At 70.4% G+C, this 24,453-nt stretch carries 26 protein-coding genes; 18 read left to right on the plus strand and 8 right to left on the minus strand.

Going from position 1 to position 24,453, the window contains the following annotated elements; genetic code table 11:
- Positions 1–696, plus strand: a 696-nt coding sequence (locus DC432_RS11695; RefSeq protein WP_133177928.1) for a metal ABC transporter permease, incomplete at its 5' end; no start/stop codon positions are given.
- A 128-nt stretch (positions 697–824) separates the two neighbouring features.
- On the opposite strand, the gene DC432_RS16200 is transcribed toward DC432_RS11695, so the two are convergent.
- The 3 genes from DC432_RS16200 to DC432_RS11710 are packed head-to-tail and all read right to left on the minus strand — an operon-like array spanning position 825 to position 2,859.
- On the minus strand, positions 825–1,319 hold the full coding sequence (locus DC432_RS16200; RefSeq protein WP_133177929.1) for a hypothetical protein: 495 nt from the start codon (positions 1,317–1,319) through the stop codon (positions 825–827).
- Positions 1,319–2,539, minus strand: coding sequence for a putative T7SS-secreted protein (locus DC432_RS11705; RefSeq protein ID WP_347707128.1), 1,221 nt, complete (start codon positions 2,537–2,539; stop codon positions 1,319–1,321). Before DC432_RS11705 ends, DC432_RS16200 begins: the two co-directional genes overlap by 1 nt.
- Positions 2,536–2,859, minus strand: a complete 324-nt coding sequence (locus DC432_RS11710; RefSeq protein WP_116538048.1) for a hypothetical protein — start codon at positions 2,857–2,859, stop codon at positions 2,536–2,538. Before DC432_RS11710 ends, DC432_RS11705 begins: the two co-directional genes overlap by 4 nt.
- Positions 2,860–2,995: 136 nt before the next feature.
- Here DC432_RS11710 and DC432_RS11715 point away from each other — a divergent pair, with 136 nt between their 5' ends.
- The 8 genes from DC432_RS11715 to rpsN all read left to right on the plus strand — a co-directional run bounded on the left by DC432_RS11715 (position 2,996) and on the right by rpsN (position 8,238).
- Complete coding sequence (locus DC432_RS11715) at positions 2,996–3,409, plus strand: Fur family transcriptional regulator (protein ID WP_108317524.1); 414 nt, start codon at positions 2,996–2,998, stop codon at positions 3,407–3,409.
- Positions 3,396–4,439 carry a permease gene (locus DC432_RS11720; protein WP_116538049.1) on the plus strand — a complete coding sequence of 348 codons (1,044 nt, stop codon included), beginning with the start codon at positions 3,396–3,398 and terminating at the stop codon, positions 4,437–4,439. The genes DC432_RS11715 and DC432_RS11720 overlap by 14 nt, the downstream gene beginning before the upstream one ends.
- A complete protein-coding gene (locus DC432_RS11725) occupies positions 4,432–5,289 on the plus strand; it encodes a TIGR03943 family putative permease subunit (RefSeq protein WP_181373455.1) in 858 nt (285 codons plus the stop codon). The genes DC432_RS11720 and DC432_RS11725 overlap by 8 nt, the downstream gene beginning before the upstream one ends.
- Positions 5,279–6,685: a hypothetical protein gene (locus DC432_RS11730; RefSeq protein WP_116538050.1), complete on the plus strand. Its 1,407-nt coding sequence runs from the start codon at positions 5,279–5,281 to the stop codon at positions 6,683–6,685. The genes DC432_RS11725 and DC432_RS11730 overlap by 11 nt, the downstream gene beginning before the upstream one ends.
- Positions 6,685–7,383, plus strand: coding sequence for a DNA-3-methyladenine glycosylase (locus DC432_RS11735; RefSeq protein WP_116538051.1), 699 nt, complete (start codon positions 6,685–6,687; stop codon positions 7,381–7,383). The genes DC432_RS11730 and DC432_RS11735 overlap by 1 nt, the downstream gene beginning before the upstream one ends.
- 138 nt (positions 7,384–7,521) lie before the next feature.
- A complete protein-coding gene (gene rpmB, locus DC432_RS11740) occupies positions 7,522–7,758 on the plus strand; it encodes a 50S ribosomal protein L28 (RefSeq protein ID WP_055832508.1) in 237 nt (78 codons plus the stop codon).
- A complete protein-coding gene (gene rpmG, locus DC432_RS11745) occupies positions 7,758–7,928 on the plus strand; it encodes a 50S ribosomal protein L33 (protein ID WP_013584775.1) in 171 nt (56 codons plus the stop codon). The genes rpmB and rpmG overlap by 1 nt, the downstream gene beginning before the upstream one ends.
- Before the next feature lie 4 nt (positions 7,929–7,932).
- Complete coding sequence (rpsN, locus tag DC432_RS11750) at positions 7,933–8,238, plus strand: 30S ribosomal protein S14 (protein ID WP_022878196.1); 306 nt, start codon at positions 7,933–7,935, stop codon at positions 8,236–8,238.
- 61 nt (positions 8,239–8,299) lie between these two features.
- Here rpsN and DC432_RS11755 read toward each other — a convergent pair whose 3' ends face one another.
- Both DC432_RS11755 and DC432_RS11760 read right to left on the minus strand, forming a co-directional pair.
- Positions 8,300–9,847 carry a helix-turn-helix transcriptional regulator gene (locus tag DC432_RS11755; RefSeq protein ID WP_116538052.1) on the minus strand — a complete coding sequence of 516 codons (1,548 nt, stop codon included), beginning with the start codon at positions 9,845–9,847 and terminating at the stop codon, positions 8,300–8,302.
- Positions 9,844–11,304, minus strand: a complete 1,461-nt coding sequence (locus DC432_RS11760) for a helix-turn-helix transcriptional regulator (RefSeq protein WP_116538053.1) — start codon at positions 11,302–11,304, stop codon at positions 9,844–9,846. Before DC432_RS11760 ends, DC432_RS11755 begins: the two co-directional genes overlap by 4 nt.
- 358 nt (positions 11,305–11,662) lie before the next feature.
- Here DC432_RS11760 and DC432_RS11765 point away from each other — a divergent pair, with 358 nt between their 5' ends.
- Together DC432_RS11765 and DC432_RS11770 are read left to right on the plus strand one after the other, a co-directional pair.
- The gene (locus DC432_RS11765; protein ID WP_013584778.1) at positions 11,663–11,950 is read left to right on the plus strand and encodes an HU family DNA-binding protein; all 288 of its coding nucleotides are present in this window, start codon (positions 11,663–11,665) and stop codon (positions 11,948–11,950) included.
- Positions 11,951–12,027: 77 nt separating this feature from the next.
- Complete coding sequence (locus tag DC432_RS11770; protein WP_116538075.1) at positions 12,028–14,010, plus strand: cytochrome c oxidase assembly protein; 1,983 nt, start codon at positions 12,028–12,030, stop codon at positions 14,008–14,010.
- Positions 14,011–14,406: 396 nt separating this feature from the next.
- Here DC432_RS11770 and DC432_RS11775 read toward each other — a convergent pair whose 3' ends face one another.
- Both DC432_RS11775 and DC432_RS11780 read right to left on the minus strand, forming a co-directional pair.
- Positions 14,407–15,477: a hypothetical protein gene (locus DC432_RS11775; RefSeq protein ID WP_116538054.1), complete on the minus strand. Its 1,071-nt coding sequence runs from the start codon at positions 15,475–15,477 to the stop codon at positions 14,407–14,409.
- 42 nt (positions 15,478–15,519) lie between these two features.
- Positions 15,520–16,353 (minus strand): NAD(P)/FAD-dependent oxidoreductase, encoded by an 834-nt coding sequence (locus DC432_RS11780; RefSeq protein WP_116538055.1) that lies wholly within the window; start codon positions 16,351–16,353, stop codon positions 15,520–15,522.
- A gap of 51 nt (positions 16,354–16,404) precedes the next feature.
- Here DC432_RS11780 and DC432_RS11785 point away from each other — a divergent pair, with 51 nt between their 5' ends.
- Positions 16,405–16,872, plus strand: a complete 468-nt coding sequence (locus DC432_RS11785) for a MerR family transcriptional regulator (protein ID WP_116538056.1) — start codon at positions 16,405–16,407, stop codon at positions 16,870–16,872.
- 79 nt (positions 16,873–16,951) lie between these two features.
- Positions 16,952–18,331, plus strand: coding sequence for an ATP-dependent DNA helicase (locus DC432_RS11790; RefSeq protein ID WP_116538057.1), 1,380 nt, complete (start codon positions 16,952–16,954; stop codon positions 18,329–18,331).
- 12 nt (positions 18,332–18,343) lie between these two features.
- Here the strand turns inward: DC432_RS11790 and DC432_RS11795 are convergent, their stop codons facing one another.
- Positions 18,344–18,997 carry a heme oxygenase (biliverdin-producing) gene (locus DC432_RS11795; protein WP_116538058.1) on the minus strand — a complete coding sequence of 218 codons (654 nt, stop codon included), beginning with the start codon at positions 18,995–18,997 and terminating at the stop codon, positions 18,344–18,346.
- A 185-nt stretch (positions 18,998–19,182) separates the two neighbouring features.
- Between DC432_RS11795 and DC432_RS11800 the strand changes: the two genes are divergently transcribed.
- The 5 genes from DC432_RS11800 to DC432_RS11820 all read left to right on the plus strand — a co-directional run bounded on the left by DC432_RS11800 (position 19,183) and on the right by DC432_RS11820 (position 24,392).
- On the plus strand, positions 19,183–20,454 hold the full coding sequence (locus tag DC432_RS11800) for a serine hydrolase domain-containing protein (protein WP_165801257.1): 1,272 nt from the start codon (positions 19,183–19,185) through the stop codon (positions 20,452–20,454).
- Positions 20,455–20,461: 7 nt separating this feature from the next.
- Positions 20,462–21,370, plus strand: a complete 909-nt coding sequence (locus tag DC432_RS11805) for an EamA family transporter (RefSeq protein ID WP_116538060.1) — start codon at positions 20,462–20,464, stop codon at positions 21,368–21,370.
- A gap of 81 nt (positions 21,371–21,451) precedes the next feature.
- Positions 21,452–21,781: a DUF3140 domain-containing protein gene (locus DC432_RS11810; RefSeq protein WP_116538061.1), complete on the plus strand. Its 330-nt coding sequence runs from the start codon at positions 21,452–21,454 to the stop codon at positions 21,779–21,781.
- 63 nt (positions 21,782–21,844) lie between these two features.
- Entirely contained in the window at positions 21,845–22,843 is a 999-nt protein-coding gene (gene corA, locus DC432_RS11815; RefSeq protein WP_116538062.1) for a magnesium/cobalt transporter CorA, read from the plus strand.
- 55 nt (positions 22,844–22,898) lie between these two features.
- On the plus strand, positions 22,899–24,392 hold the full coding sequence (locus DC432_RS11820; RefSeq protein WP_116538063.1) for an amino acid permease: 1,494 nt from the start codon (positions 22,899–22,901) through the stop codon (positions 24,390–24,392).
- Positions 24,393–24,453: the final 61 nt, after the last annotated feature.

Raw genomic sequence — 24,453 nt, forward strand, 5'->3', positions numbered from 1 at the left:
ACCCACGATGGAGCCCGAYWCGCCGGCGCCGCCGTCGCCCTGCTCGTCGGCGCCGACGTCGTGTCGGGCTCCATCGTGGGTTCGCTCATCGCCGCGGCGCTCATCGGCGTGCTCGGTGCCCGTGCGCGCGACCGCAACTCGATCATCGGCGTGCTCATGCCGTTCGGGTTGGGGGTCGGCATCCTGTGCCTCTCCCTCTACAACGGCCGCAGCGCGACCCGCTTCAGCCTGCTGACCGGGCAGATCGTGTCGGTGCAGAGCGGTCAGCTAGGCTGGCTCGTCGTCATCGGCGTCTTCGTGCTCGTCGCCCTGCTGCTGATCTGGCGGCCCCTGCGCTTCGACTCCCTCGACCCGCAGTCCGCCGCCGCCCGCGGCGTGCCCACGACCGCGGTGTCGCTCGCGTTCATGCTGCTGCTCGGTCTGATCGTGGCGGTGGCGGTGCACATCATCGGCGCGCTGCTGGTGATGGCCCTGCTCGTCACCCCCGCCGCGGCGGCCATGCGGGTGGCATCCGGCCCCCTGTCGGTTCCCGTGCTGGCGGCGCTGTTCGGTTTCGTGTCGGCGGTGGGCGGCGTGCTGCTCGCGGTCGCCGGAACGCTGCCGGTCAGCCCGTACATCACGACGATCTCGTTCGCCATCTACCTCGTGTGCCGCCTGATCGGAGCCCGGCGCGATCGCGTGACCCGCGCGCTGTAGCGGGGCCTTCGTGGATGCCGTGCGGGGTGCGCGTACCGTCGAGCGCGACGCCCCGCGAGGCCGACGTTCATCAGTCTTCGGCGGCCGGTGCCAGCCGACCGGGACTCGTCCTCGACTCGTCGCCGCGGTCAGTCGGCAGTACCGCGCTGGTCTTCATACGGAGCGTCGAGGTCGAACAAGCGGAGCGCGTATCCGTCGGGTACGCGTTCGGTTTCGAAGTAGGAGAAGAAGATGTCGCCGGCTTCGCTGAAGTCGAAGACTTCGTCGGGATAGACCAGGGTGTGATTCTGGCCGTCGTTGAACTCGATTCGAACGGTGGGTTCGCCTGAGCGGGGTCCTCCGTGGCCGAGGACGTAGAGGCGTTCTTCGCCGTCGTCGTCGAGGCGGCGGCATTCGATGGTCATCGCCTCGGCGGTGCCCGCAGCTTGAAGGAAGGTCGAGGATCCACCGTTTTTCAGGTGTTGATAGAAATGGACGCCATCTGGAACGCGCGCAAATATGAATATGGATCGCTCCGAGCCATCTAAAAGACTTATGACGCGAGCCAAGCGGCGCCGGGGGTCGTTGCCGCCAACACTAAATTGGCTTTGAATCGTCCCTGTGTCGTAATAAAAATCTGGCATCATGGCACTCTTATCAATCTTGATGAAATAACCTCGATCAACTGTCCGTCAATCCTGCCCACCGCGGAATTGGTTTCACTGAGTGAAGAGTCGAACGCGAACTGGTTCTTCGAGTTTGCGAGGTATCGGTCTACGGCGCTCCCGCTTTTCACTTCTACTCCCGTATACGTTCCGTCCGCATTCTTGATCAGGCCATCGAAGTAGCGCGTCTGGATGCTCCCGTCGACCCTCACCGCCACCTTGTTGCGAATCAGTTGCTCGCCATCGTCAAGGGTCATCTCCGTTTCGTCGAGTCCAATTTTCTCCTTGTCCACCCACGGTCGGCCACCCTTGCCGGTGAAGCGGCCTTTCGCGTCGCGGCCGTCGGTGCGATCGTCTCGGCTGCTCGGCGACGACACCCCGCTGTCTCCCGCGGCGTGCGCCGCGGCGTTCATGATTCCCGCACCGGCAAGGGCGGCTCCGCTTGCCACGGCGGCCGCGCCGGCAACGTTGGCGGGAACCCCGACGGTGGCACCCGCCACGGTAACGTCCGCGGCGAGACCTCCACCGAAGAGAGCCGCGCCGCCGACCATCAGTGCGGCCCCGCCCAGCATCTGCCCCAACGCGTCGGGGTGCTCCAGCAGGGCATTGCCGACGCTGGCCAGCGCATTCGTCCGTAGTCCGCCCGCGGCCGTCGGCGCGATGCTGCGCAACACCACGGTGGCATCGGCCGCGGCATCGGCGACGGATTCGCGCGCGTAGGCGAGCAGTGCCCGCGCATCGCTCCGCGTGCTCAACCCGGGGTCGGGCAACGAGCGTGTGCCCGGTCCCGTGTAGCCGCGCGGCCCAAGCCGCGCCGGCGATTCCGCGGCCGCCGCAGCGGTGATGGCGGCAGCGTGAGCGAACATCGCGATCGCGTCGCCCGCTTTCTGCTGCCCCCACCCCAGCACGGTCGCGTACTGTTCCCACGCCCCGGCGGCGGTGTTCAGCTTCTCGGCGAGGTTGTCGCACGCCTTGATCATGGTCGTGACGCGCCGGGCGAAGGCGTCCGCGCTCTCGCCTTCCCACCCGTCGACCTGACGCAGCCGAGCCAGCTCGTTCGCGGCTCGCGCGCATCCCGACGCTGCGTCGCGATACTGTTCCGCATATGTGAACAACGCCCCCGGGGCGCCGGGCACGAGAGCTGTCGGATCATCTGTATCTCCGAGTTCGGCGCGGTGGGGCCCGACCGGAGATCTCACCGCGGACCAGCCGTCGGGCTGGCATCGCCAAGACCCGCGTCGATGTCGTCGACGAGCGACACCATCGCTCTTTCGCGCTCGTCCCAGAGGGTCACGGTCTGCTGCACCCCGCTCGCGAGAGTCTCGAGGTCGGCCCGCACGGCGTTCAGGGATAGTCGCAGCGCGTCGGCGGCGTCGCTACCCGCCCGCGCCAGATCGTCGTCGTGCACCGGTGGCGGTGTGGAGACCTCGCTCGGAGCCTGGTCTCGCACGCCATCCACCCGCCGCACAAGATCGTTGAGCACGTCACCATCGATCGAGATTCGTCCCGCGGAACCCATGAACGGCACCCTAAAGTTCCCCTCTGGAAATCGCGTCCTCGCGGGCAAGAATTCACCAGCGGGCGGTCCCGTGACGTGCGCTGCGCCCACCCCCGCGCCCAGCAGATTCACCGAACCCGTCGATAGACTCGCCGCCATGGTCCAGCGCAACACGTGGCAGCGCGAGCGCGTGCGCGAAGCCCTGTCGGGAGCCGGCGGGTTCGTCAGCGCGCAGTCGCTGCACGCGACCCTGCGCGACGAGAACACCGGCATCGGCCTGGCCACGGTGTACCGCACCCTCGCGGGTCTCGCCGCCCGCGGCGACGCCGACTCGCTGCAGAGTCCCGACGGCGAGAACCTGTTCCGCGCGTGCGAGACGCGGGGCCACCACCATCACCTCATCTGCCGCTCGTGCGGAAAGGCCGTCGAGATCGCGGCCACCGACGTCGAGGAGTGGGCGCAGCGCACCGCCGCCCAGCACGGCTTCACCGAGGCCGAGCACGTCGTCGACATCTTCGGCGTCTGCACCGACTGCGCCCGCGCCCGGGCTCGCGAGCGTGGCGACGAGTAGTCGCACCGCGGCCCCCACGCGCCGCCGTCCCGACGCCCCCCGCTCGGGCTCCTCGCGCACCCTGGTCGCCCTCGGCCTGGGCGTCGTGGTGATCACCGCGCTGTTCCTTGTCGACGCGTTCGCGCCGACGTTCTTCGCGCAGCCCCTCCCCACCCGCGCGCAGGACGGCCTGACCCTCGCCCTCAGCGTGCTGATCGAGTCGCTGCCGTTCGTCATCCTGGGCGTCCTGCTGTCGATCATCGTGCAGGTCTGGGTGCCGCCGGGGGCGATCGAGAGATGGATGCCGCGCGCGCCGTGGGCGCGCCGGGCGGTGCTGTCGCTGCTGGGCATGTTCATCCCCGTCTGCGAGTGCGGCAACGTCCCCTTCGCCCGCGGTCTGATGATGCGCGGCTTCGGGGTTTCCGACACGCTGACGTTCCTGGTCGCGGCGCCGATCGTGAACCCCATCGTCATCATCTCGACGCACGCCGCGTTCGGGTTCAGCGACGGCATCCTGGTGGCGCGCCTGATCGGCGGCTTCCTGGTCGCCAACCTCATCGGGTGGCTGTACAGCCGGCACCCCGATCCCGACAAGCTGCTCACCGAGCGCTTCCTCGAGACGTGCGAGATCGTCGTGCAGGAGCGCGGTGACCGCGGGCGGCGCACCCTCGCGCAGTTCGTGGTCGAGCTGCGCTCGGTCATGCCGGCGCTCATCATCGGCTCGCTGCTCGCGGGGGCGGTGCAGGTGCTCGTGCCCCGCAGCGCGCTGCTGGCGATCGGGTCGGATCCGGCCCTGTCGATCGCGGCGATGATGGTGCTCGCGATCGTGGTGTCGCTGTGCTCGAACGTCGACGCGTTCTTCGCCCTGTCGTTCGCGTCGACCTTCACGCCGGGCTCGATCGTCGCGTTCCTCGTCGTCGGACCGATCATCGACCTGAAGATGATGGCGCTGCTGCGCACCACCTTCACCACACGCGTGCTTGCGGGCATGACGGTCGTGGTGGTGCTGTTCGCCTTCGCGCTGGGAACGGTGGTGAACCTCCTTGTCTAGATCCGGAGCGCTGGCGACCCGCTGGCTCGGTGTGGGCCTGACCGCCTGCCTGTCGATCACCACGGTCACGCTGTGGGTGACGGGGCGCATGTCGCTGTACATCAACCCCGACTCGGCGTGGTTCGCCGTGGGCATGTCGATCGTCGCCCTGATCGGCGCGATCGCGTCGTTCGCGCTCCCCCTGGGCGCCGAGGCCGACCACGGACACGACCACGAGCACGGGCATGCCCCGGCCGCCGCCTCGGCGCGACGCGAGGCCTTCGCGCACGCCGACCACGAGCACTCCGATCCCCTCGACGCGCACGACCGGGCCGCGCACGAGCACCTCGCGGCCCGACCGCGGCTCACCCCCGGCGGCATCGCCGCGTTCACGGGCGGGGTCATCGCCTCCGGTGCGGTCATCGCCGTGCTGCTGACCCCCGCGGCGTCGCTGTCGACCGAGCTCGCCGTCTCGCGCGACGTGGGCGCCCCGCCGCTGTTCGCGGGCAGCGACGTGGTGACCTTGGCTGCGTCCGGCGACACCTCGCAGTTCGGCATCGGCGACTGGTCGGCGGTGTTCGCCCACGCCACCAACCCCGAGACCTTCGACGGCAAGCCCGTCACCCTCACGGGCTTCATCACACCCGGCGGTGACGGGGCGAGCTTCGATCTGACGCGCCTGGTCATCACACACTGCGTCATCGACGCGCAGACCGCGCGACTGCCCATCGCCGCGGCGGGGAGCGCCCCCTCGACCGGCCAATGGGTCACCGTCACCGGGACCGTGCGCTCCAGCGGCGACGGCAAGCTCGAGGTGCAGGCCGAGCAGGTGGCGGCGATCGACGAACCGGCGGACCCCTATGAGTACTGACTCCCGCCGCTCGCGCGCACGCAAGCGGCGCGGTCGGGGCTTCGCGGTCGCGTTCGCGGCGGTGCTGATGGCGCTGGTGGTCGTCGGCGGTGTCGGCGGCGTCGTCGCCGTCGCGCAGGGGCCGCGCGTCACGGACGTGCAGGTCGACCCCGCGGCCGCCGTGGCGGCATCCGGGTCCCGCGTGATCCTCACCACGACGCAGTCGCTGCAGAGCGTGGACCCCTCGCAGGTCGAGGTCGAGCCCGCGACGCCGTTCACTGTCGACACGGCGGGCCGCAGCGTCGGCGTGCGCTTCACCCTGCCCCTGCGCGACGACACCGACTACCGCATCACCGTCAACGGGGTGAACGGTCTGGGCGCGGGGCCGTCGTCGACGCTCACCGAGACGTTCCGCACGCCGCCCCTGCAGGCCTACCTGATGCAGCGCGGCACCCCCGAGGGCGACACGATCTTCCGCACCGACCTGCAGGGCGAGGCGGGACTGCCGGTGTTCGTCCACCCGCACATCGAGGACTTCCGGGCGACGGCGAACCACCTCGTCATCTCGGTGCGCGACGGCGACACCGCGCGCGTGATCGTCACCGATCCCGACGGCGGCAACCAGCGCGACATCACTCTGCCGGGACCGGGCTACGTCACCAACCTGCAGTCGGCGGATCGCGGAGAGCGCATCGGCTTCACCTTCTCGGATGCCGACCTGGGCGCCGCGGGCGGACGCGAGAGCCGCCTGTTCACGGCATCCGCGGCCGATGATGCGCCCCCGACCGAGGTCGGCCTGAACGGTGGCGACGTACGCATCGCCGACTACCGCTTCGTCCCAGACACCGACAGCATGCTCGTGCTGACGTTCGACTCGCGCCTGCTGCTCACCGACGCGCAGGGCGGCAACGCAGCGCCGCTGGGCAGCGCGGTCTCGATCGACGGCATCGCCCGCGGGTCCTCGGTCGCCGTGGTCGAACGTCTCGAGGGCATCCGCGAGATCGACCTGACCGACGGGTCGGAGCAGGAGCTGGTGCGCCCCGTCGATCCGCCGGGGCTGGCCGGTCGAGCGACCCCCGTGCCGGGAGCCGGCGCGGGGACCATCCGCTCGTTCGCCGACATCAGCGCCGACGGCGTCTCGCGGTCGACGACCATCGCCCACGTCGACACGGCCGGCGCGGTGCGGCCCCTGCTCGAGGTGCCGGGCTCGGACACCGCTCTGCAGACTTGCGTCTCGCCGAGCGGACGCTACGCCGCGGTGCTGGTCGCCCCGCGCGCCGTCGACAACCCCTTCGACCGGTATCAGCTGCCGTTGCCCGAGCGTCTGCTCACGCACCTGGTCGAGATCGACACCGGCCGAGAGGTCACGGCGCTGCAGGGCTTCGACCTGTCGTGGTGCCAGGTCCCGCCGCAGTGATGCGCCCGGCGACCCGCGCGGAGCTCTCGGTCCTGCCCGTCGAGGCCGCCCCGCTGCTGTTGGGCGGGTTGCTCGAGACGGTGGTCGCGGGGGAGCGCGTCGTCGTCCGGCTGACCGAGGTCGAGGCCTACCACGGGCGGGGGACCGGCGATCGACCCGACCCGGGGTCGCACGCCCGCATGGGGCCGACCGCGCGCAACGCGACGATGTGGGGCGAACCCGGTCACCTGTACGTCTACCTGAGCCACGGCATCCACTCATGCGTCAACGTGGTCTGCGGACCGGAGGGTGTCGCGGGGGGTGTGCTGCTGCGCGGAGCCGAGGTCGTCGAGGGCGCGGACGTCGCGCAGCGGCGCCGTCTCGAGCGACGCGGGGCCGTGCGGGCGGCACGCGACCTGGCCCGCGGTCCCGGGCGGCTCGGCGACGCGGTGGGGCTGCGGCATCCCGTCCACGACGGAATCGACGCCGTCACGGGCGCGGAACGGGCGGGGGCGCGGGCACGACTCCTGCTCCCGGATACGCCGGTCGCGGGCGTGGCGACGGGCCCGCGCGTGGGTGTCGCCGGTGTCGCCGGCACCGCGGCGTTCCCCTGGCGGTTCTGGATCGAGGGGGATGCCACGGTCTCGCCGTTCCGGTGGGGGCGCGGAGCCGCCGAGGCGGCCGCCCGTCAAGCCGACACGCCGTCCGTGCTAGACTGACCCCTTGTCTGCGCGCACTCCAGCACGCAGTTCGCATCCCACACCCCGATCTCGGCTTTCCGCCGCGCTCGGATGGGGTGCAGACAAGGGATCTTGGGTGGCACCGTCCGGTGTCACGGTACAGAAGGAGACATCACCATGGCAGCAGTGTGCCAGGTGACTGGAGCGGTTCCCGGCTTCGGTCACAACATCTCGCACTCGCACCGCCGGACGAAGCGCCGCTTCGACCCGAACGTGCAGAAGAAGACCTACTTCGTTCCGTCGCTGGGTCGCAACATCAAGCTCAACGTTTCGGCGAAGGGCATCAAGGTCATCGACGCACGCGGCATCGAGTCCGTCGTGCGTGACCTGCAGGCGAAGGGCGTGAAGCTGTAATGGCGAAGAAGGCTCAGGACGTCCGTCCGATCATCAAGCTGCGTTCGACCGCCGGCACGGGGTACACCTACGTGACGCGCAAGAACCGCCGCAACAACCCCGACCGCATCGTGCTCAAGAAGTACGACCCCGTGGTCCGCAAGCACGTCGACTTCCGAGAGGAGCGCTAAGCACATGGCTAAGAAGAGCAAGATCGCGCGCAACGAGCAGCGCAAGGTCGTCGTCGAGCGCTACGCCGCCAAGCGCGCCGAGCTGAAGAAGACCCTGGTCGACCCCAACGCGACCGACGAGGCCCGCGAGGCCGCCCGCGTGGGCCTGCAGAAGCTGCCCCGCAACGCGTCGCCCGCGCGCGTGCGCAGCCGCGACGTCATCGACGGCCGCCCCCGTGGCGTCCTCACGAAGTTCGGCGTCTCGCGCGTCCGCTTCCGTGACATGGCCCACCGTGGCGAGCTGCCCGGTGTGACCAAGTCGTCCTGGTAAGCACCAGACACCCGTTCGAAGGGCGGGGGTTCCGAGAGGAGCCCCCGCCCTTCGTCGTTCGTCAGACGTCGATCTCGTCGAGACGTCGCGCCGCTTCGACGCGCGTCGTGACCTCGAGCTTGCGGTAGATCGAACGCAGCTGGCTCTTGATCGTGTTCACCGAGACGCCACGCGCGAGGGCGATCTCGCTGGTCGTCCGTCGCGAGCGGAGCAGAACCGCCAGCTCGCGCTCCCTCGGTGTCAAGGCGACGGGGGATGCGACCCGTTCGTCCCCCGCGGTGACGAGATCCAGCTTCTGCAGCACCGGGGCGAGGGTGCCGACCACCTCCGGATGCGAGCGCAGGGCATCGCCGACGAGCGCGGCCGTCTCGGTTCGCGGCAGCATCGAGAAGGGCGCCGCCGACATCCCGTTACGGGCCACCAGGAGCAGGGCCGTCCGCATACTCTCCCGCGCCCCTCTCTCGTTGCCCGTTCGGAGCAGGGCGATCGCGCGACGCGCCAGCACAGGGACGAGCGTGCGCAGGCAGTGGTCGAGATCGGCGGACACGCACTCGTCGGTGCCGGCGAGAAGCTCCTGCTCGCGGCCGAGGGCCAGCAGGGCTGCGGAGCGCTGCATCGCGAAGCACGCGCCGTGCCCCTCGGGACTCTCGTAGGGCCGCAGAAGATCGAGCGCTCCGAGATGGTCACCGTGGGCGATCATCAGATCGGACATCACCGAGACGACGAGGTACCGCAGCATGCGGTGACTGCTCCTGCGACGACCGCTGAGCAGCAGGTTGCGTGCCGCCGCAAGAGCCGTGCCGAAGTCCTGCGTGAACATCGACGCGCCGACCTCGAACGCGTCGGCCGAGAAGAGCGCGTAGGCGTCGTCACCATGAGCGGAGCGCAGTCGCGCGGCGACCCTCTCCAGCCCCTCGACGTCCATGCGGACGACGGCGATCGTTCCGCGCGCGAGCATCTCGGCGTACGCGGCTTCCGCCTCGTCCCATCCGTTCTCGCGGAACAGCGTCGATGCCTCGTCGACGGTGGTCTCCGCCAGATGGACCTCGCCGTTGAGAGCGCGTGCCAGAGCCATCACCGAGAGCGCGCGATAGCGCAGGCCGGGCGTATCGGCGAAGAGCAGGGCTTCCGCGCCGAACCGTGCGCCCATCTGAGGCCGACCGGCCGCCGAGCAGTACTCGCCCACGGCCGCGTACAACTGCGATCGGGCGGTGGGCGACAGCTGGGCCGGACGGAGGAGGCGGACGCCGTCGAAGTTGCCGCGGACGATGTCCGCACCGCCCGAGAGGGCGTCGCGCCGAGCCCGCGCCGCGTAGCACGACGCGGCGGTCAACGCCTCGACGTCCGTCCAGACGCGAGGGGCGGTCGGCGGTCGGCACTCCGCGAGCACGCTCAGGTGGCGAGCCAGGGGGACGCCCCTGCCGGGAATGAGGCGCGCGGACGTGGCGAGGGCCGCGGCGCGGAGAGGCGGGTCGAAGTGTCGCGAGCCGCCGATGTCCGCCGCGGCGCGCCGGACGTTTCCGGGGGGCCGGGGTCCCGCGGCGGCGCCGCGCCGCAGCTCGACGATCGGTGCCGGATCCTCGTCGTCCCGTCGCGGCCAGGGGGTCATCTCTCGGGTGAGGGGGTAGTGGTGAGTCGGCGGACGGCTTCGGCGCGCCCGTTGACGCCGAGCTTGACGTAGATCGACCGCACCTGGCTTCGGACGGTGTTGAGCGAGACGCCCCTCTCGCGCGCGATGTCAGCGAGGCTCGACGGGGTCTGCAGGGCACTCGCGAGCGCCCGTTCGGTCGGGGTGAGGTCAGCTGTCGCGCTGCTGTCGAACGTGTCGGTGGCGCTCGCCACGGTGAGGTCGAGCAGAGCGAGGATCTGATCGACGACGGGGCGCGACGAGGGACGCTCCGCCGCGACGGCGTCGAGCAGGAACCGCACCTCCTCCGGGGGGAGGGAGAGGAACGGCACCGCCGAGACCCCGATACGCGCGGTGAGCAGGACGACCGCCTCCATGCACCGCTGGGCGCGACGGTGCGCCCCGAGGCGTTCGAAGGCCAGAGCACGACGCGCCAGCAGGGGACCGAAGGTGCGGGGGTTGTGTCCGGCTTCGTCGGCGGCGCAGAGGTCGGTCTCGGCGATGAGATCGCGGTCGCGGCGCAGGTGCAGCAGCACGGTGGCGCGATGGGTCGGGAAGCAGACCCCGTGACCCTCGGGGCTCCGCCAGGGGGCCAGGAGAGCCAGCGCCTCTTCGAGCTGTCCGCTCGCGACCAGCAGGTCGGCGTGCATGCAGACGACGTGCAGCCGGCACCCGAGCCAGCTGCTGTGGATGCCGCTGCTGTGCAGCAGGTGGGCGCTCCCGGCGAGAGCGCCGGTCACGTCGCCGCGGAACAGGCGCGCGATGACCTCGGCCATCCCCGCGGTGAACTCCCAGAACGCGTCGCCGGGCTGCGTGGCGCGCAGGTCGACCGCGATCCGTTCCAGCGTCGGTGCGTCCGCACGGGCCGAGGCGACGGTGATGCGGGCGAAGAAGGTGACGAGCAGACGTTCGGTCGCCGGCCACTCCTGCGCGCGGAAGAGTCCGTCCGCTCGGTCCACCAGGCGCTGGGTCTGCTCCACGTCCCCGTCCAGCCCGGCCGCGAAAGCCGCGGTCGCGACGGCGCGATACGTCAAGCCCGGCGTGTCGGCGAAGAGCATCGCCTCTTCCGCGAACCTCGCCGCGACGTCGGCCATCGCGAGGCTGCAGGCGTATTCTGCGACGCTCGAGTACAGCAGGGAGCGGGCGCGCGCCGACAGCGATGCCGGACGGATGAGCCGCACGTCGTCGAAGAAGCGGTCGATGAGTCCCGAACCGAGGGTGAGGGCGTCTTGGCGGGCGCGCGCGGTCAGCTGGGCCGAGAGCGCGTCGGCGGCGGCGTCGTCCCACACGGGGGGCGGACTCAGCGGTTCGCACTCCGCCAGCAGGGCGAGGTCGCGGGGATGCGGTAGACCATTCCCCGGCGCGAGGCGGGCCGCGGTGCGCACGGCGGCCTCGCGGAGGTCGCCCCCCACCTCGAATGTGTCGAGGGCCGATGTCATGACGGGTCTCCGTTCGGGCCGGGAGCTCCTCGTCCGTCGAGTGAGGATTCGTGGTGGCGGTCATTCTAGTGCGAGCGCCCGACTCCTCTTCGACCGGAACGGATGCCGCCACGGCCGCGCGCGACGGGCCCGGGAAATGCGCGGGGGAGTACCGCTCTGTCCCTCGACGACTGACGGCCACCCGCGACGGCGTTCCCTCGGGGCGACACGCCGTGGCGAAACGGACCAAATCGGTCAGAATCCGCGTGATTCCGCGGTTCGGTTGATACTGTCGAGGCGGTCTCCCGACCACCGAGGAGTTTTCCTCCTCGTCCGAGTAACGAGAGACGGCGCTCGCCGCCGCCTGGAGGACAACCACATGGCCGACAAGTCCATCACCAAGACCGAGCTCGTCGCGAGCATCGCCAGCGCGACCGGGCAGAGCCAGTCCGCCGTGTCGGGCGTGCTCGACTCCCTCTTCTCCACCGTCTCCGAGGCGGTCGCCAAGGGCAGCAAGGTTTCGATCCCCGGCTGGATCGCCTTCGAGCAGGTCGCGACGTCGGCGCGCACGGGCCGCAACCCGCAGACGGGTGAGGAGATCTCCATCCCCGCCGGCAAGCGCGTCAAGGTCACCGCGGGCTCGAAGCTCAAGGCCGCCGTCAAGTAATTCGACCGCGAGTCTTCAGAGGGGGGATGCCGTCGGCATCCCCCCTCTGCCATGCGGGCGCGACGTAGGCTGGGGTGGTGAATCCCCGACTCCTCCGCGTCGCGGGACCCGTCATCCTGATCGTGGTCTCGCTGATCGCCGTCGTCGCGGGGCTCGCGTACGGCGGTGGGGCGGCCGAAGCGCAGCTCGCCGACCCCGGCCCGTTCGTGCGGTGGGGTCTGCCGATCGCCACCGTGGTGGTCAACCTGTCGGCCGCGACCATGGTCGGTTCGCTCGTGCTCGCGTTGTTCGCTCTGCGCGCGGGGGAGCGGCCCTTCGAGATCGCCCTGGACACGGCATCCATCGGTGCCGCGATCTTCACCGTCTCGGCGGCCGTGACGGGGTTCCTCACGTTCCTCAACGTCATCCCCGCCTCTCCCACGCTCGATGCGGTCTTCGGTCAGCAGCTGGGGCGCTTCCTGGTCGAGAGCGAGGTCGGGCCCGCGTGGCTGATCACCACGATCGCGGGAGCGGTGCTCACCGTGCTGACCTTCGCGGTCCGCTCGTGGGTGCCGACCCTCATCGTCGCGATCCTCGCGCTCGCCGCGCTCATCCCCATGGGCACGCAGGGGCACGCGGGCGATGAGGCGAGCCACAACGCCGCCGTCACCGCCCTGGTGCTGCACATCATCGCCGCAGCGGTGTGGCTCGGCGGGCTCGTCCTGCTGGTCGTCGTCCGCCCGGCGATGACGCGGGCGGAGCTGCAGAAGACCCTGTTGCGCTATTCGTCGATCGCTCTCGTGGCGTTCATCGTGGTCGCGATCTCGGGAACGGTGCGCGCCTCGATCGGACTGCTCGGCCTGCAGAACATCTGGTCGGCCTACGGCATCCTCGTTCTGGTGAAGGTCGCCGCTCTTGTCGCGATGGGCGTGCTCGGCGCATGGTACCGCCGGCGCCTGATCGCGCGGATGGGAGACGAGGCGGGGTCGCGTCGCTTCTGGGGCGTCATCTCGCTCGAGCTGGTCTTCATGGGCATCGCCAGCGGTGTCGCCGCGGCTCTCGCCCGCACGCCCCCGCCGGTCGAGGCGCCGCTGGTCGGCCGCACGCCCGCCGAGGTGCTGACGGGCGCGCCCCTGCCGCCCGACCTCACCCCCGAGCGCTGGTTCACCGCGTGGGACGTCGATCTGCTGTGGACGCTCGTGGTGGCCTTCGGCCTGTTCTTCTACCTCGCCGGCGTCTGGCGCCTGCTGCGCCGCGGAGACTCGTGGCCGATCTACCGCACCGTCCTGTGGACCCTGGGCATGTTCGGGGTGTTCTGGGTCACGTCCGGCCCGATCAACGTGTACCAGGACTACCTGTTCAGCATGCACATGATCGGGCACATGCTGTTGTCGATGGCGATCCCGCTCATGCTCGTCGCGGGGGCTCCCGTGTCGCTCGCCGCCCGCGCCATCCGCAAGCGCGACGACGGCACCCGCGGCGGTCGAGAGTGGATCCTCTGGGCCGTGCACAACCCGGTCGCCAAGGTGCTGACGAACCCTTACGTCGCGGCCGGTCTGTTCATCGGCTCGTTGTGGGCGTTCTACTACACCGATCTCTTCCGCTGGTCGCTGTACGACCACGTCGGCCACATCTGGATGGTCGCGCACTTCCTCGTCACGGGGTACCTGTTCGTCTTGAGCCTCATCGGCATCGACCCCGTGCCCTACCGCCTGCCGTATCCGCTGCGTCTGCTCGTGCTCATCGCGATCATGGCGATGCACGCGTTCTTCGGCATCGCGATCATGATGAACTCCGGCCTGATGGTGGCCGAGTGGTTCGGGGCGATGGGGCGCACGTGGGGCGCGACGCCCCTGCAGGACCAGTACGTCGGCGGTGGTGTCGCGTGGTCGGTCGGCGAGATCCCGACCCTCATCCTCGCGATCGCGGTCGCGATCCAGTGGAGCCGCAGCGACGAGCGCCAGCAGAAGCGCCGCGACCGGCACGTCGACCGCGTCGGCGACGTCGAGCTCGACGCCTACAACGAGGAACTCGCCCGGCTGGCCGCGCGCGACGCCCGCCTCGCCGAGCGCCGCGGCTGATCCCACCCCGGCGCCCCTCCCGGGTGGGGTGCCCCGGGCGCCGTCTCCCGGTCACCCATCCCGCCCCCGTGCACAACGGCGGGTGGCGGGGGTGACACGCCGAGTGTGGTTGCCCTGTGGCGGCGTGTCGGAGGAATGTCCCGCCGTTGTGCCCGCGGCCGTGCGGAACCCCACCCGGGCGCCCCACCTGGTCGCCCCACCCGGGCGCCGTGCACGACGGCGGGTGGTGGGGGTGACACGCCGAGGGGTGGATGCCGTGTGGCGGCGTGTCGGAGGAATGTCCCGCCGTTGTGCCCGCAGCCGTTGGGAACCCCACCCGGGCGCCCCACCCGGGCGCCCCGCCCGGACGCCCAGCGGGCGAAGGGACCAGACGGGCGGACGAGGCAAGCCGTCGGCTCAGTCGGCCGAGCCGCCGATGAGGATGGATGCCGACCCGTCGGGCAGGACCGAGATCTGGCCGTCCACGGTGAAGGCGACGTCCTCTTCGACGGTGCGGACGCTGCCGTCGAAGATCGAACGGATGTCGACGTCGATGTGCGCCACCGCCTTGGCGTCGGGGATGCGCCATCCGGCCCCGTCGGGGACGACGGTGACCCGAGGCTGCTCGACGATCGACCACGTGGGTTCGTCGTCGATGCGGTTTCTCACGGTGAAGCCGAAGGGGCAGCCGGTGGGCTGCAGCACCTTCTGCTCCGCGCACGCGCTCAAGAACTCCTCGACCCGCTGCTGGACGACGCCGATGAACTCGGTCGTGGGCTGGGCCTGCACATCGACCGGGATGCCGGCCAGCGGCGCATCGGCCAGGACGGCGACGCCGGGGGTCGACGAGATGGCGGTGTCGACGGCGACCGAGTACAGCCCGGGCGAGAAGACCAGAAGGGGGAGCGCGGCGGTGGGATCGGCATCCGCCCCGTCGATCGAGACCTGGCGCTTGTCGACCTCGAAGCCGTTCACGGCGAAGCGCATCGAGCCCTCGACCGAGAGCTTCATCACCGCGAGCGGACTCCGCGCGAACCGCCAGCGCGGCAGCAGGCCGCCCGTGGTGTCGGGCTGCACCTCGAAGGTGGTGGTGCCGGCGTAGCCGCCGGCGGTGTACGACACCGTGACGCGCGTGCGGTCGCCGTCGGCCCGTTCGTCGGTGACGGTGGCATCCGTGAGGGTCATCAGGGACTCGGGGCGCAGCAACGCCTCGGAGGCCGTCGCCGGCAGGCCGGCCGTCTCGAGCTCCGTCGAGTCCACGGCGACACCGGGGACCGCGAGGGCCTCGGCGCTGCGGCGATCCTGCAGCAGCTCGAGATAGTGCAGGACGAAGGCGCGGGGACTGTAGAACTCGCGGTACAGCGAGGCCGCGCCCGCCCCGATCGCGGCGATCAGCAGAACGCCGATCAGGGCGATGACCACGAGGGCGCGCGCGCGTGCAGCCCCGACACCCCTGGGCGTCGCGGGGCCCCCGCCGGCAATGTCCACGGACCCAGTCTAGGAACGACACCTGTGCGGCGCCCCCGCGCGTCAGTCCATGACGAGCGACTGCACCACGGCGACGGCGGCGAGCTGGCCGCCGGCGATGGCCGCCGCCAGCGAGAATAGCGGGCCCGGAAGGTGATCGGGCTGGGCGATGTCGCCGACCGCGTACACGCCCTCGACGCTCGTGCGGCCGAACGGATCGGTGCGCAGGGCGCCGCTGTCCTGGCGCATCAGGTTGAGGCCGTCGAGGAACCCGCCGCGCACGCTCGACGTCGGTGCGACGAAGGCCCCGGCGACCTCGGGTGCGGAGCCGTCGAGCAGGTGCAGGCGCAGCCCGCCGTCGATTCCGACGACCTCGCGCACCGCCGCGGGATCGATCACGAGGACCTCGGATGCCACGGGCTCCAGCATCCGCGCCAGGACGGCGGCGTGCGGCGAGGCGTTGACGACCGCGACCGGGCGGCCCGCGAACTCGTGTCCGTGGCAGAAGGGGCAGTTGGCGACCGTGTCGCCCCAGTGCGCGGCGAGGCCGGGGATCGACGGCAGTTCGTCGGTGACCCCGGTGGCGAGGATCACCGCGTGGGCCGACAGGCGGCCGCCCGCGGTCTCGACCGTCAGCACGCCATCGGCGCGCGAGACGTCGGTGGCGGCGGCATCCCGGATCTCGACCGTGTCGTACGCGGCGATCTCGGCGCGGGCGATACGGCGCAGCTCGGCGGGATCGCGTCCGTCGTTGGTGAGCAGGTTGTGCGCGTGGCGCACGGTGGCGTTGCGGTACTCGCCCGAGTCCAGCAGCAGGGTGCGCCGGTGCATGCGCCCCAGGGTCAGTCCCGCCTGCAGGCCCGCGGGACCGCCTCCGATGATGATCGCGTCGTACACGATGAGCTCCCTCCGCTTGTGTTCTCGTCCATCGTGTGACTTCATGTCGACATGAAGTCAAGCGGGGAATCCATCGGCGAGGCGGCCGCGCGATTCGGCCTCGACACCCACGTGCTGCGGTTCTGGGAGGACGAGGGGCTTCTTCGCCCCACTCGCGACGGCGCCGGACGACGGCTCTTCTCGCAGGATGACGTCGTGCGCGTCGCGGTCATCCTGCGCAACAAGGCGGCGGGCATGTCGCTCGAGCAGATCCGCGTGCTGCTCGACGAGGGGGCGCCCGATCGGCATCGGGTGCTCGAGGAGCACATCGCCGAGCTCGACCGGCGCGCCGCCGACATCGCCGAGGCGCGCGCGATGACGGAGCACGCCCTGCGCTGCCGGTCGCACGACATCGCGCAGTGCCCGCGTTTCCGCAGCCACGTCGGCGACGTGCTGTCGGGAGAGGCGCGCTGGCTGCTCGACCGCACCCACCCGGCGGGCGGCCCGGTCGATGCGGCATCCGGATCCGCTTCGACGTGACGCCGACGAGAGCGGTGGCGGCCAGAACCGCGATCCACACGGGCCCTCGCCCGCGGGTGGCGCGAACTAGCATGAACCGGTGACCACGCCTCCTCTCTCCGCCGAACAGCAGGCGCTGTTCCGGTTGATCGAGGACACGCGCGAGCACGTCTTCGTCACGGGCCGCGCGGGCACCGGAAAGTCGACCCTGCTGCAGCACCTCGCCTGGAACACCAAGAAGCAGATCGCGGTGTGCGCGCCGACGGGAGTGGCGGCGCTGAACGTCGAGGGCCAGACGATCCACTCGCTGTTCCGCCTGCCGATCGGTCTGATCGCGAACGGCGACATCGACCAGAACGACGCCACCCGCAAGATCCTCAACGCCATCGACACCCTCGTGATCGACGAGATCTCGATGGTCAACGCCGACCTGATGGATGCCATCGACCGCTCGCTGCGGCAGGCCCGCGGTCGGCGTGCCGAGCCGTTCGGCGGCACGCAGATCGTCATGTTCGGCGACCCGTACCAGCTCGCCCCCGTGCCGCCCCGCGGTGACGAGATGCGCTACATCCGCGACCATTACCGGTCGTTCTGGTTCTTCGACGCGAAGGTGTGGTCGGGCGAGGCCGCGGCCGACGGACTGATCGACATCGGTCGCCACGGGGCCGATCTGCACGTCCACGAGCTCGTCGAGATCCACCGGCAGTCCGACCCGGGGTTCAAGCAGCTGCTCAACGCCGTGCGCTACGGACGCGTGACGGCCGAGATGGCCGGCGTGCTCAATGCCGCGGGGGCGCGGACGCCGCCGCACCCCGCCGACGGCGAGCACCCGATCATCACCCTGGCCACGCGCAACGACCGGGTCAACACCATCAACCGTCGCCACCTCGACGAGCTGGTCGGCCGCACCCAGACCGCCAACGCCGAGATCTCGGGCGACTTCGGTCGCGGCGAGGCGAACTACCCCGCCGAGATGGAGCTCACGTTGAAGGTGGGCGCTCAGGTCATGTTCCTGCGCAACGACAGCGCGCAATTCGGCGAGGCTCCGCGGTGGGTCAACGGCACGATCGGCACCGTCACGCGCATCGCGGGCGACAGCGTGCGGGTCGAGGTGGACGGCATCGCCCACGACGTCGAGCCGGCCGTGTGGGAGAGGTACCGCTACGCCTACGACCCGGGCACCAAGAACCTCTCGCGCGAGATCGTGGCCGAGTTCACGCAGTTCCCCCTGCGCCTGGCGTGGGCGGTCACCATCCACAAGTCGCAGGGCAAGACGTACGACCGCGCGGTGGTCGATCTGGGGGCCGGAGCGTTCGCCCCGGGCCAGACCTACGTCGCTCTCAGCCGCCTGACCTCGCTGGACGGCCTGTATCTGACCCGGCCGCTGCGGCCCGCCGACATCCGCGTCGACGAGGACGTCCGGCGCTTCATGAAACAGGCGTGGCTCGCGCGGCAGGACGCCGCGGCGCAGAAAGCCTGAGGCTCGGGGTCGTCAGGCGACGCGCATCGCCTTGGCGCGGGTGAGGTCGGCGAACAGCTCGGTGGTGAAACGGTAGGCCACGAGCACCTCGGCGATGACCCGTTCCTTCTCGTCGTCGTCCCACGGGGCCGCGTCGAGTTGCTCGCGATAAATGGTCTTGAAGGCCTTGGGGTCGGCGATGTCGCCGAACAGCAGGAACCCGATGCCGTTGGTCTCGAACCCGAACCGGCGCTGCATCAACCGTCCGATCGAGGGTCCGCCGGACAGGTCGCCGACGAAGCGCGTGTAGTGGTGCGCGACGAACCCGCCCGGCCACGTCGCCGCGACCCGGCGGATGCGCGAGACGTACGCCTGCGTCGTGGGGAGCGGATGGATCAGCTCGCTCCAGCCGGAGCCGAGCAGGAACGCGAGGTCGGCCTCGAGGGCCGGCAGCCGCGAGTGGTGATCGCGGACGAAGACGGATGCCACCGGGTCGGTGCGCATGCGGATCGCCGCCTCTTCGAGCGCGGCGTAGATGAACCAGTGCTGCGCGATCAGTGCCACGTAGTCGTCGCGCGTGCCGGCGCCGGTGACGAGATCGGTCATGAATCCGTCGCACTCGCGCGCGGAGTGCGCGGCGCTCGAGCGTTCGCGCAGAGCCGTGGAGAACGGGGCGACGGCGTTCATGCCGCCATCATACGCAGAAACTTAGGATCACCTAACCCCGTTTCCCTGTTGTGGGGCGTCCCCGCGCGGCAGTCGTGATGCAGCCGTGACGCCGCAGCGGCGCAAGGGGCGGTTCCGTTCAGGTGCCGTGTGTTTGAATCTTTCGAGAGCGGACTTCGTCGCGCTCGGAAATGCTGGGGGTAGACATGCGCGGATGGCGTCGTTCCGCGGCCATCGCGATCGCGGGCGCGAGCCTGATCGCCGTCGTCCTGAGCGGCTGCACCGCCGAGGGCCCGGTCACGGTGAACGTGCCGACCCAGGTGGATGCGACCCTCCCCGACGAAACGGTCGCCGAGATGCGCGACGCGGTCACCGCGGCCATCACCGCGACCGGGTCGACCGGTGCGATCGTCGGCGTCTGGGCCCCGTGGAGCGGCAGCTGGGTGTCGGGTGTGGGGACGCAGTCCCCCGGTGGCGCCGAGGTGACCCCCGACCTGACGTTCCGCGCGGGCGAGGTCACCGGCGCGATGACCTGCGACGCGCTCTACTCCCTCGAAGCCGATGGCACCCTGTCGATGGACGACCCGGTCACCACGTGGGTGAGCGGCCTGCCCGGATACGAGGACATCACGCTGCGCCAACTCTGCGACGGCACATCGGGCCTCGGCTCGTACACGAGCATCCTCGACGGCATGGTGCTGAAGAACCCCGACCGCGTGTGGAACGCGCGCGAACTCGTCGCCTACGGGATCTCGCAGCCCCGCCGCAACGCGCCCGGAGAGTCGTTCTCGTCGTCGGCGACCAACGCCGAACTGGCGGGGTTGGCGGTGGAACGCGCGACCGGCGAGTCCCTCGCGGCCGTGCTGTCCGAGCGGGTCACCGGCCCCCTCGGGCTCTCGGCCACCGGCATCCCCTCTCCGGCCCCCGCCACCCCGGGCCCGTCGTCGCTCACCGGCCACTGGTCGCAGCCCAACGGCGAGGGCGCCTACGACTGCTCCGCCCCGCTGGAGTTCAGCACGATGTCGTCGAGCTACGGCGGGGCCTCCGCCGGCGCCGTGACCGACATCGACGACCTCGGTCGCTACGCGCAGGCCCTCGCGACGGGTGCGCTGCTGCCCCCCGAGAACGACCGCTTCTCGGCGCCCATCCCGGTCGGCGGCGACCAGCCCACGTGGTTCACCGCGGCGGGCGGGGCTTACCAGGCCGGTTCGCTCATCGGGAAATTCGGCTGGACGCCCGGCTACCTGGTGGGCGCCTTCGCCGACCCCCAGACGGGTATGTCGGTGGCCGTGGTGCTGAACAACTCGGCGGGCGACAAGAACACCGGCGCGTGGCTGGCCTGGCAGCTCGCGGCGATCGCCTCGAAGGCCCCCGCTGCGGCGGGCCAGACCATGCCCGAGGCCGGTCTGCCGTGGACCGCCGAGCAGATGCGCGACACCATCGCCGGCAACGCGATCTGCGCACCGCCCGCCGGATGATCCTCCGGTGACCCGGCGCGGCGGCCCGGGGTCGGCCGCATCCCTCGTCCTGGTGGGTCTGGTGTGCCAAGAGGTCGGCGCATCGTTCGCCGTCATGCTGTTCCCCCAGACGGGACCGCTGGGCATCGTCATGCTGCGGCTGCTCTTCTCGGCTCTTCTGCTGCTCGTCATCGCGCGCCCGCGCGTGAGGGGGCACGCGGGATCCGCGTGGCGCTCGGTCGTCGGTTTCGGGCTGGTGCTGGCATCCATGAACGGGCTGTTCTACCTGGCGCTCGAGCGGCTGCCGCTCGGCGTCACCGTCACCATCGAGGTGCTGGGGCCCCTGACCCTCTCGATCCTCACCGCGACCGGACTCGCGCGCTGGCTCTGGGCGGGCCTGGCGCTCGCCGGTGTCATCGCCCTGGGCGCGGGCGGGTGGGACCGGCTCGACCCGCTCGGCGTCCTGTTCGCGCTGGGGGCGGCAGTCAGTTGGGCGCTGTACATCCTGGCGTCCGCCCGGGTCGGCCGGGAGTTCCCCCGCCTCGACGGTCTCGCCCTCGCGATGGCCGTCGGCGCCGTCGTCGCTCTGCCGTTCGGCATCTGGCAGGCGGGGCCGGCATTGCTGCGCGTCGACATCCTCGCCCTGGGCGCGGCGGTCGCGCTGCTGTCATCGACCATCCCCTACGCCCTCGAACTGGTGGCGCTGCGGCGACTGGCGGCATCCGCCTTCGCGATCCTCATGAGCCTCGGGCCCGCGACCGCGTCCATCGCCGGCTTCCTGCTGCTCGGACAGCGTCTGTCGTGGCTCGAGATCCTCGGGATCGCCCTGGTGATCGTCGCGAGCATCGGCGCCGTGCTCGCCGCCGCCCGCCGCAGCGCGGGCGCGCGGCATCCGGGACCCGACGCCGAAGAACCGCTCAGCGAGCCCGTCGGCTGATCCGCTGCGTGCGGGATGCCACCGCGGCGGCGCCGGTGCAAGGGGGCCGCGGCGCGCGACCGGGGCCGCGAGGATGACCGCATGAGCGACGACGACGACCAGACCCGCAAGGACTTCGACGAGGCGGTCAACATGACCGCGAGCGAGCTGAAGAAGTGGCTCGACACGGACGAGTCGAAATCGGTCGGGCAGAAGAAGGACGGCGGCGAGTCGACCGGACACGAGAGCGGGCGTCACATCGTGCGCATCCTCGAGAAGAAGAAGGCCGATCTGACCGACGACGACTACGCGCACATGCGCAAGGTCGTGGGTTACGTCAAGCGGCACAGCGCCCAGCGACCGAAGGGCGACGTGACCGAGACCGACTGGCGGTACTCGTTGATGAACTGGGGCAACGACCCGAAGAAGTGACCGCCGTCAGGATGTCGTGAGGATCGCGCACTCGTCATAGCCGCGCACGGTACAACGGAAGACATGCCCATCATCGACAGCGCCGTGTACGTCGACGGCCGACGGATCGAGAACCCGGCGAGCCTCGACCAGACGTTCGAGTACATGGAGGCGCACGGGGGCATGGCCTGGATCGGCCTGCTGCGCCCGTCGCCCGACGAGCTGGAGCGCGTGGCGGCCGAGTTCTCACTGCACCCGCTCGCGGTCGAGGACGCCCTGACCGGGCACCAGCGCGCGAAGCTCGAGCGCTACGGCAGCAATCTGTTCGCGGTGCTGCGCCCGGCGCGGTACGTCGACTCGTCCGAGACCGTCGAGTTCGGCGAGCTGCACGTGTTCATCGGGCCCGACTACGTCGTCACGGTCCGCCACGCCGAGGTGCCGGACCTGTCCGAGGTGCGGCGGCGGCTCGAGAAGAACCCCGAGCTGCTCGCGCGCGGACCCGAGGCCGTGCTGTACGCGATCCTCGACGAAGTGGTCGACCAGTACGACCCCGTGGCGCGCGGCATCCAGAACGACGTGGACGAGATCGAGGACCAGCTCTTCAGCTCCGAGGGTGCCGAACTGACGCAGCGCATCTACGAGCTCGCCCGCGAGGTCATCCATTTCCAGCGAGCGGTGGAGCCGCTGCGCGACATGCTCGAAGCCCTGCTGCGCGGGGCCGGCAAGTACGGCGTCGACATCGAACTGCAGCGCTCGCTGCGCGACGTGCTCGACCACGTGCTGCGTCAGTGCGAGAAGCTGACGGCACTGCGCGCGATCCTCGACAACGCCCTCACGGTCAACGCCACGCTCGTCACCCAGCGCCAGACCGAGACCTCTCTCGAACAGAACGAGCAGGTGAAGAAGATTTCGGGCTGGGCGGCGATCCTGTTCGGGCCGTCCCTCGTCGGGGCGATCTACGGGATGAACTTCAAGAACATGCCCGAGCTCGACTGGACGTTCGGCTACCCGATGGCGCTCGGTCTGATGGCGGCGACCTCGTACGGGCTCTGGCTGACGTTCAAGCGCAAGCACTGGCTCTGACCGTCTTCGCGCTTGTCGGACGCCCATTGCGCGAATCGAGTGGTTCGATGGGGGCATGACCGACACCCCCTCGCGTCCCGGCGACGCCGCCGAGCCGCGCACCACCTCGACCGTGCAGCTGGAGGACAGCGGCTACCACAAGCGTCTGTCGTCGCGGCAGGTGCAGATGATCGCGATCGGCGGTGCGATCGGAACGGGGCTCTTCCTCGGTGCCGGCGGTCGTCTGGCCCAGGCGGGCCCCGCGATCGTCATCTCGTACGCCGTGTGCGGCCTCTTCGCGTTCTTCATCCTGCGGGCGCTGGGCGAACTGGTGCTGCACCGGCCCACCTCGGGGTCGTTCGTGTCGTACGCGCGCGAGTTCTTCGGTGAGAAGGCGGCCTTCGTCTCGGGCTGGTTCTACTGGATCAACTGGGCCACGACGACGATGGTCGACATCACCGCCGCCGCGCTCTACATGAACTTCTTCGGCAAGTACGTGCCGTGGATCGCCGCCGTCCCGCAGTGGGTGTGGGCGCTCGCCGCCCTCGTGACCGTGCTCGCGGTCAACCTCGTCTCGGTCAAGGTGTTCGGCGAGCTGGAGTTCTGGTTCGCCCTCATCAAGGTCGCCGCCCTCGTAGCGTTCCTGCTCGTGGGCATTTACTTCGTCGTCTTCGGCACGCCGACCGGGGCGCCCACGGGCTTCTCGCTGATCGCCGACAACGGCGGGTTCTTCCCCAACGGCATCCTCCCCGCCATCATCCTCATGCAGGGCGTGGTGTTCGCGTACGCGTCGATCGAGCTGATCGGCACCGCCGCCGGCGAGACGAAGAACCCCGAGAAGGTCATGCCGCGCGCGATCAACTCGGTGATCTTCCGCGTCGCGGTCTTCTACGTCGGGTCGGTGCTGCTGCTCTCTCTGCTGCTGCCGTTCACCGCGTACTCGAAGGACGAGAGCCCCTTCGTGACGTTCTTCGCCTCGATCGGGGTGCCCGGCGTCGACGTCATCATGAACCTCGTCGTGCTGACCGCCGCCCTGTCGTCGCTGAACGCCGGGCTGTACTCGACCGGACGCATCCTGCGCTCGATGGCGGTCGCCGGCTCGGCGCCGAAGTTCGCCGCGCGCATGAACAAGGCCGGTGTGCCGTACGGCGGCATCGCGATCACGGCGTTCGTCGCACTGTTCGGTGTCGTGATCAATTACGTCAACCCGTCCGACGCGTTCGAGACGGTGCTGAACGTCGCCGCCGTCGGCATCCTGGTCACCTGGGCGACGATCATCGTCTGCCAGATGCGCCTCAAGCAGCTCGCCGACCGCGGACAGCTGGTCAGGCCGTCGTTCCGCCTCTTCTGGGCGCCGTACACGAGCTACCTGACCCTCGCCTTCCTGGTCGTGGTGCTGGTGCTCGTGTTCATCGACTCGCCGTCGACCCTGGTCGTGGCGATCGTCGCGAGCCTGCTCATCACCGCGGGCTGGTTCGCCTGCCGCGCGCGCATCGCCGCGCTCGCCGCCGAGCGCGAGGGGTACACCGGCACCTACCCGGTGGTGCCGAGCCCGTTCAGCACCGACTGAGTCGCGCGCCGCGGGTCCGTGGACATCCACGGACTCGCGGTAGCGGCTCCCTCGTTGTGAG

The sequence above is a fragment of the Microbacterium testaceum genome, from assembly GCF_003075375.1.
GTDB classification, from domain to species: Bacteria; Actinomycetota; Actinomycetes; order Actinomycetales; family Microbacteriaceae; genus Microbacterium; species Microbacterium testaceum_E.

Excerpts from the sequence above, each read along its gene's own strand:
- DC432_RS16200 (WP_133177929.1), bottom strand. The coding sequence starts at position 1,319 with ATGCCAGATTTTTATTACGACACAGGGACGATTCAAAGCCAATTTAGT.
- DC432_RS11710 (WP_116538048.1), bottom strand. The coding sequence starts at position 2,859 with ATGGGTTCCGCGGGACGAATCTCGATCGATGGTGACGTGCTCAACGAT.
- DC432_RS11715 (WP_108317524.1), top strand. The coding sequence starts at position 2,996 with ATGGTCCAGCGCAACACGTGGCAGCGCGAGCGCGTGCGCGAAGCCCTG.
- DC432_RS11730 (WP_116538050.1), top strand. The coding sequence starts at position 5,279 with ATGAGTACTGACTCCCGCCGCTCGCGCGCACGCAAGCGGCGCGGTCGG.
- DC432_RS11735 (WP_116538051.1), top strand. The coding sequence starts at position 6,685 with ATGCGCCCGGCGACCCGCGCGGAGCTCTCGGTCCTGCCCGTCGAGGCC.
- rpmB (WP_055832508.1), top strand. The coding sequence starts at position 7,522 with ATGGCAGCAGTGTGCCAGGTGACTGGAGCGGTTCCCGGCTTCGGTCAC.
- rpmG (WP_013584775.1), top strand. The coding sequence starts at position 7,758 with ATGGCGAAGAAGGCTCAGGACGTCCGTCCGATCATCAAGCTGCGTTCG.
- rpsN (WP_022878196.1), top strand. The coding sequence starts at position 7,933 with ATGGCTAAGAAGAGCAAGATCGCGCGCAACGAGCAGCGCAAGGTCGTC.
- DC432_RS11755 (WP_116538052.1), bottom strand. The coding sequence starts at position 9,847 with ATGACCCCCTGGCCGCGACGGGACGACGAGGATCCGGCACCGATCGTC.
- DC432_RS11760 (WP_116538053.1), bottom strand. The coding sequence starts at position 11,304 with ATGACATCGGCCCTCGACACATTCGAGGTGGGGGGCGACCTCCGCGAG.
- DC432_RS11765 (WP_013584778.1), top strand. The coding sequence starts at position 11,663 with ATGGCCGACAAGTCCATCACCAAGACCGAGCTCGTCGCGAGCATCGCC.
- DC432_RS11785 (WP_116538056.1), top strand. The coding sequence starts at position 16,405 with ATGAAGTCAAGCGGGGAATCCATCGGCGAGGCGGCCGCGCGATTCGGC.
- DC432_RS11795 (WP_116538058.1), bottom strand. The coding sequence starts at position 18,997 with ATGAACGCCGTCGCCCCGTTCTCCACGGCTCTGCGCGAACGCTCGAGC.
- DC432_RS11800 (WP_165801257.1), top strand. The coding sequence starts at position 19,183 with ATGCGCGGATGGCGTCGTTCCGCGGCCATCGCGATCGCGGGCGCGAGC.
- DC432_RS11810 (WP_116538061.1), top strand. The coding sequence starts at position 21,452 with ATGAGCGACGACGACGACCAGACCCGCAAGGACTTCGACGAGGCGGTC.
- corA (WP_116538062.1), top strand. The coding sequence starts at position 21,845 with ATGCCCATCATCGACAGCGCCGTGTACGTCGACGGCCGACGGATCGAG.
- DC432_RS11820 (WP_116538063.1), top strand. The coding sequence starts at position 22,899 with ATGACCGACACCCCCTCGCGTCCCGGCGACGCCGCCGAGCCGCGCACC.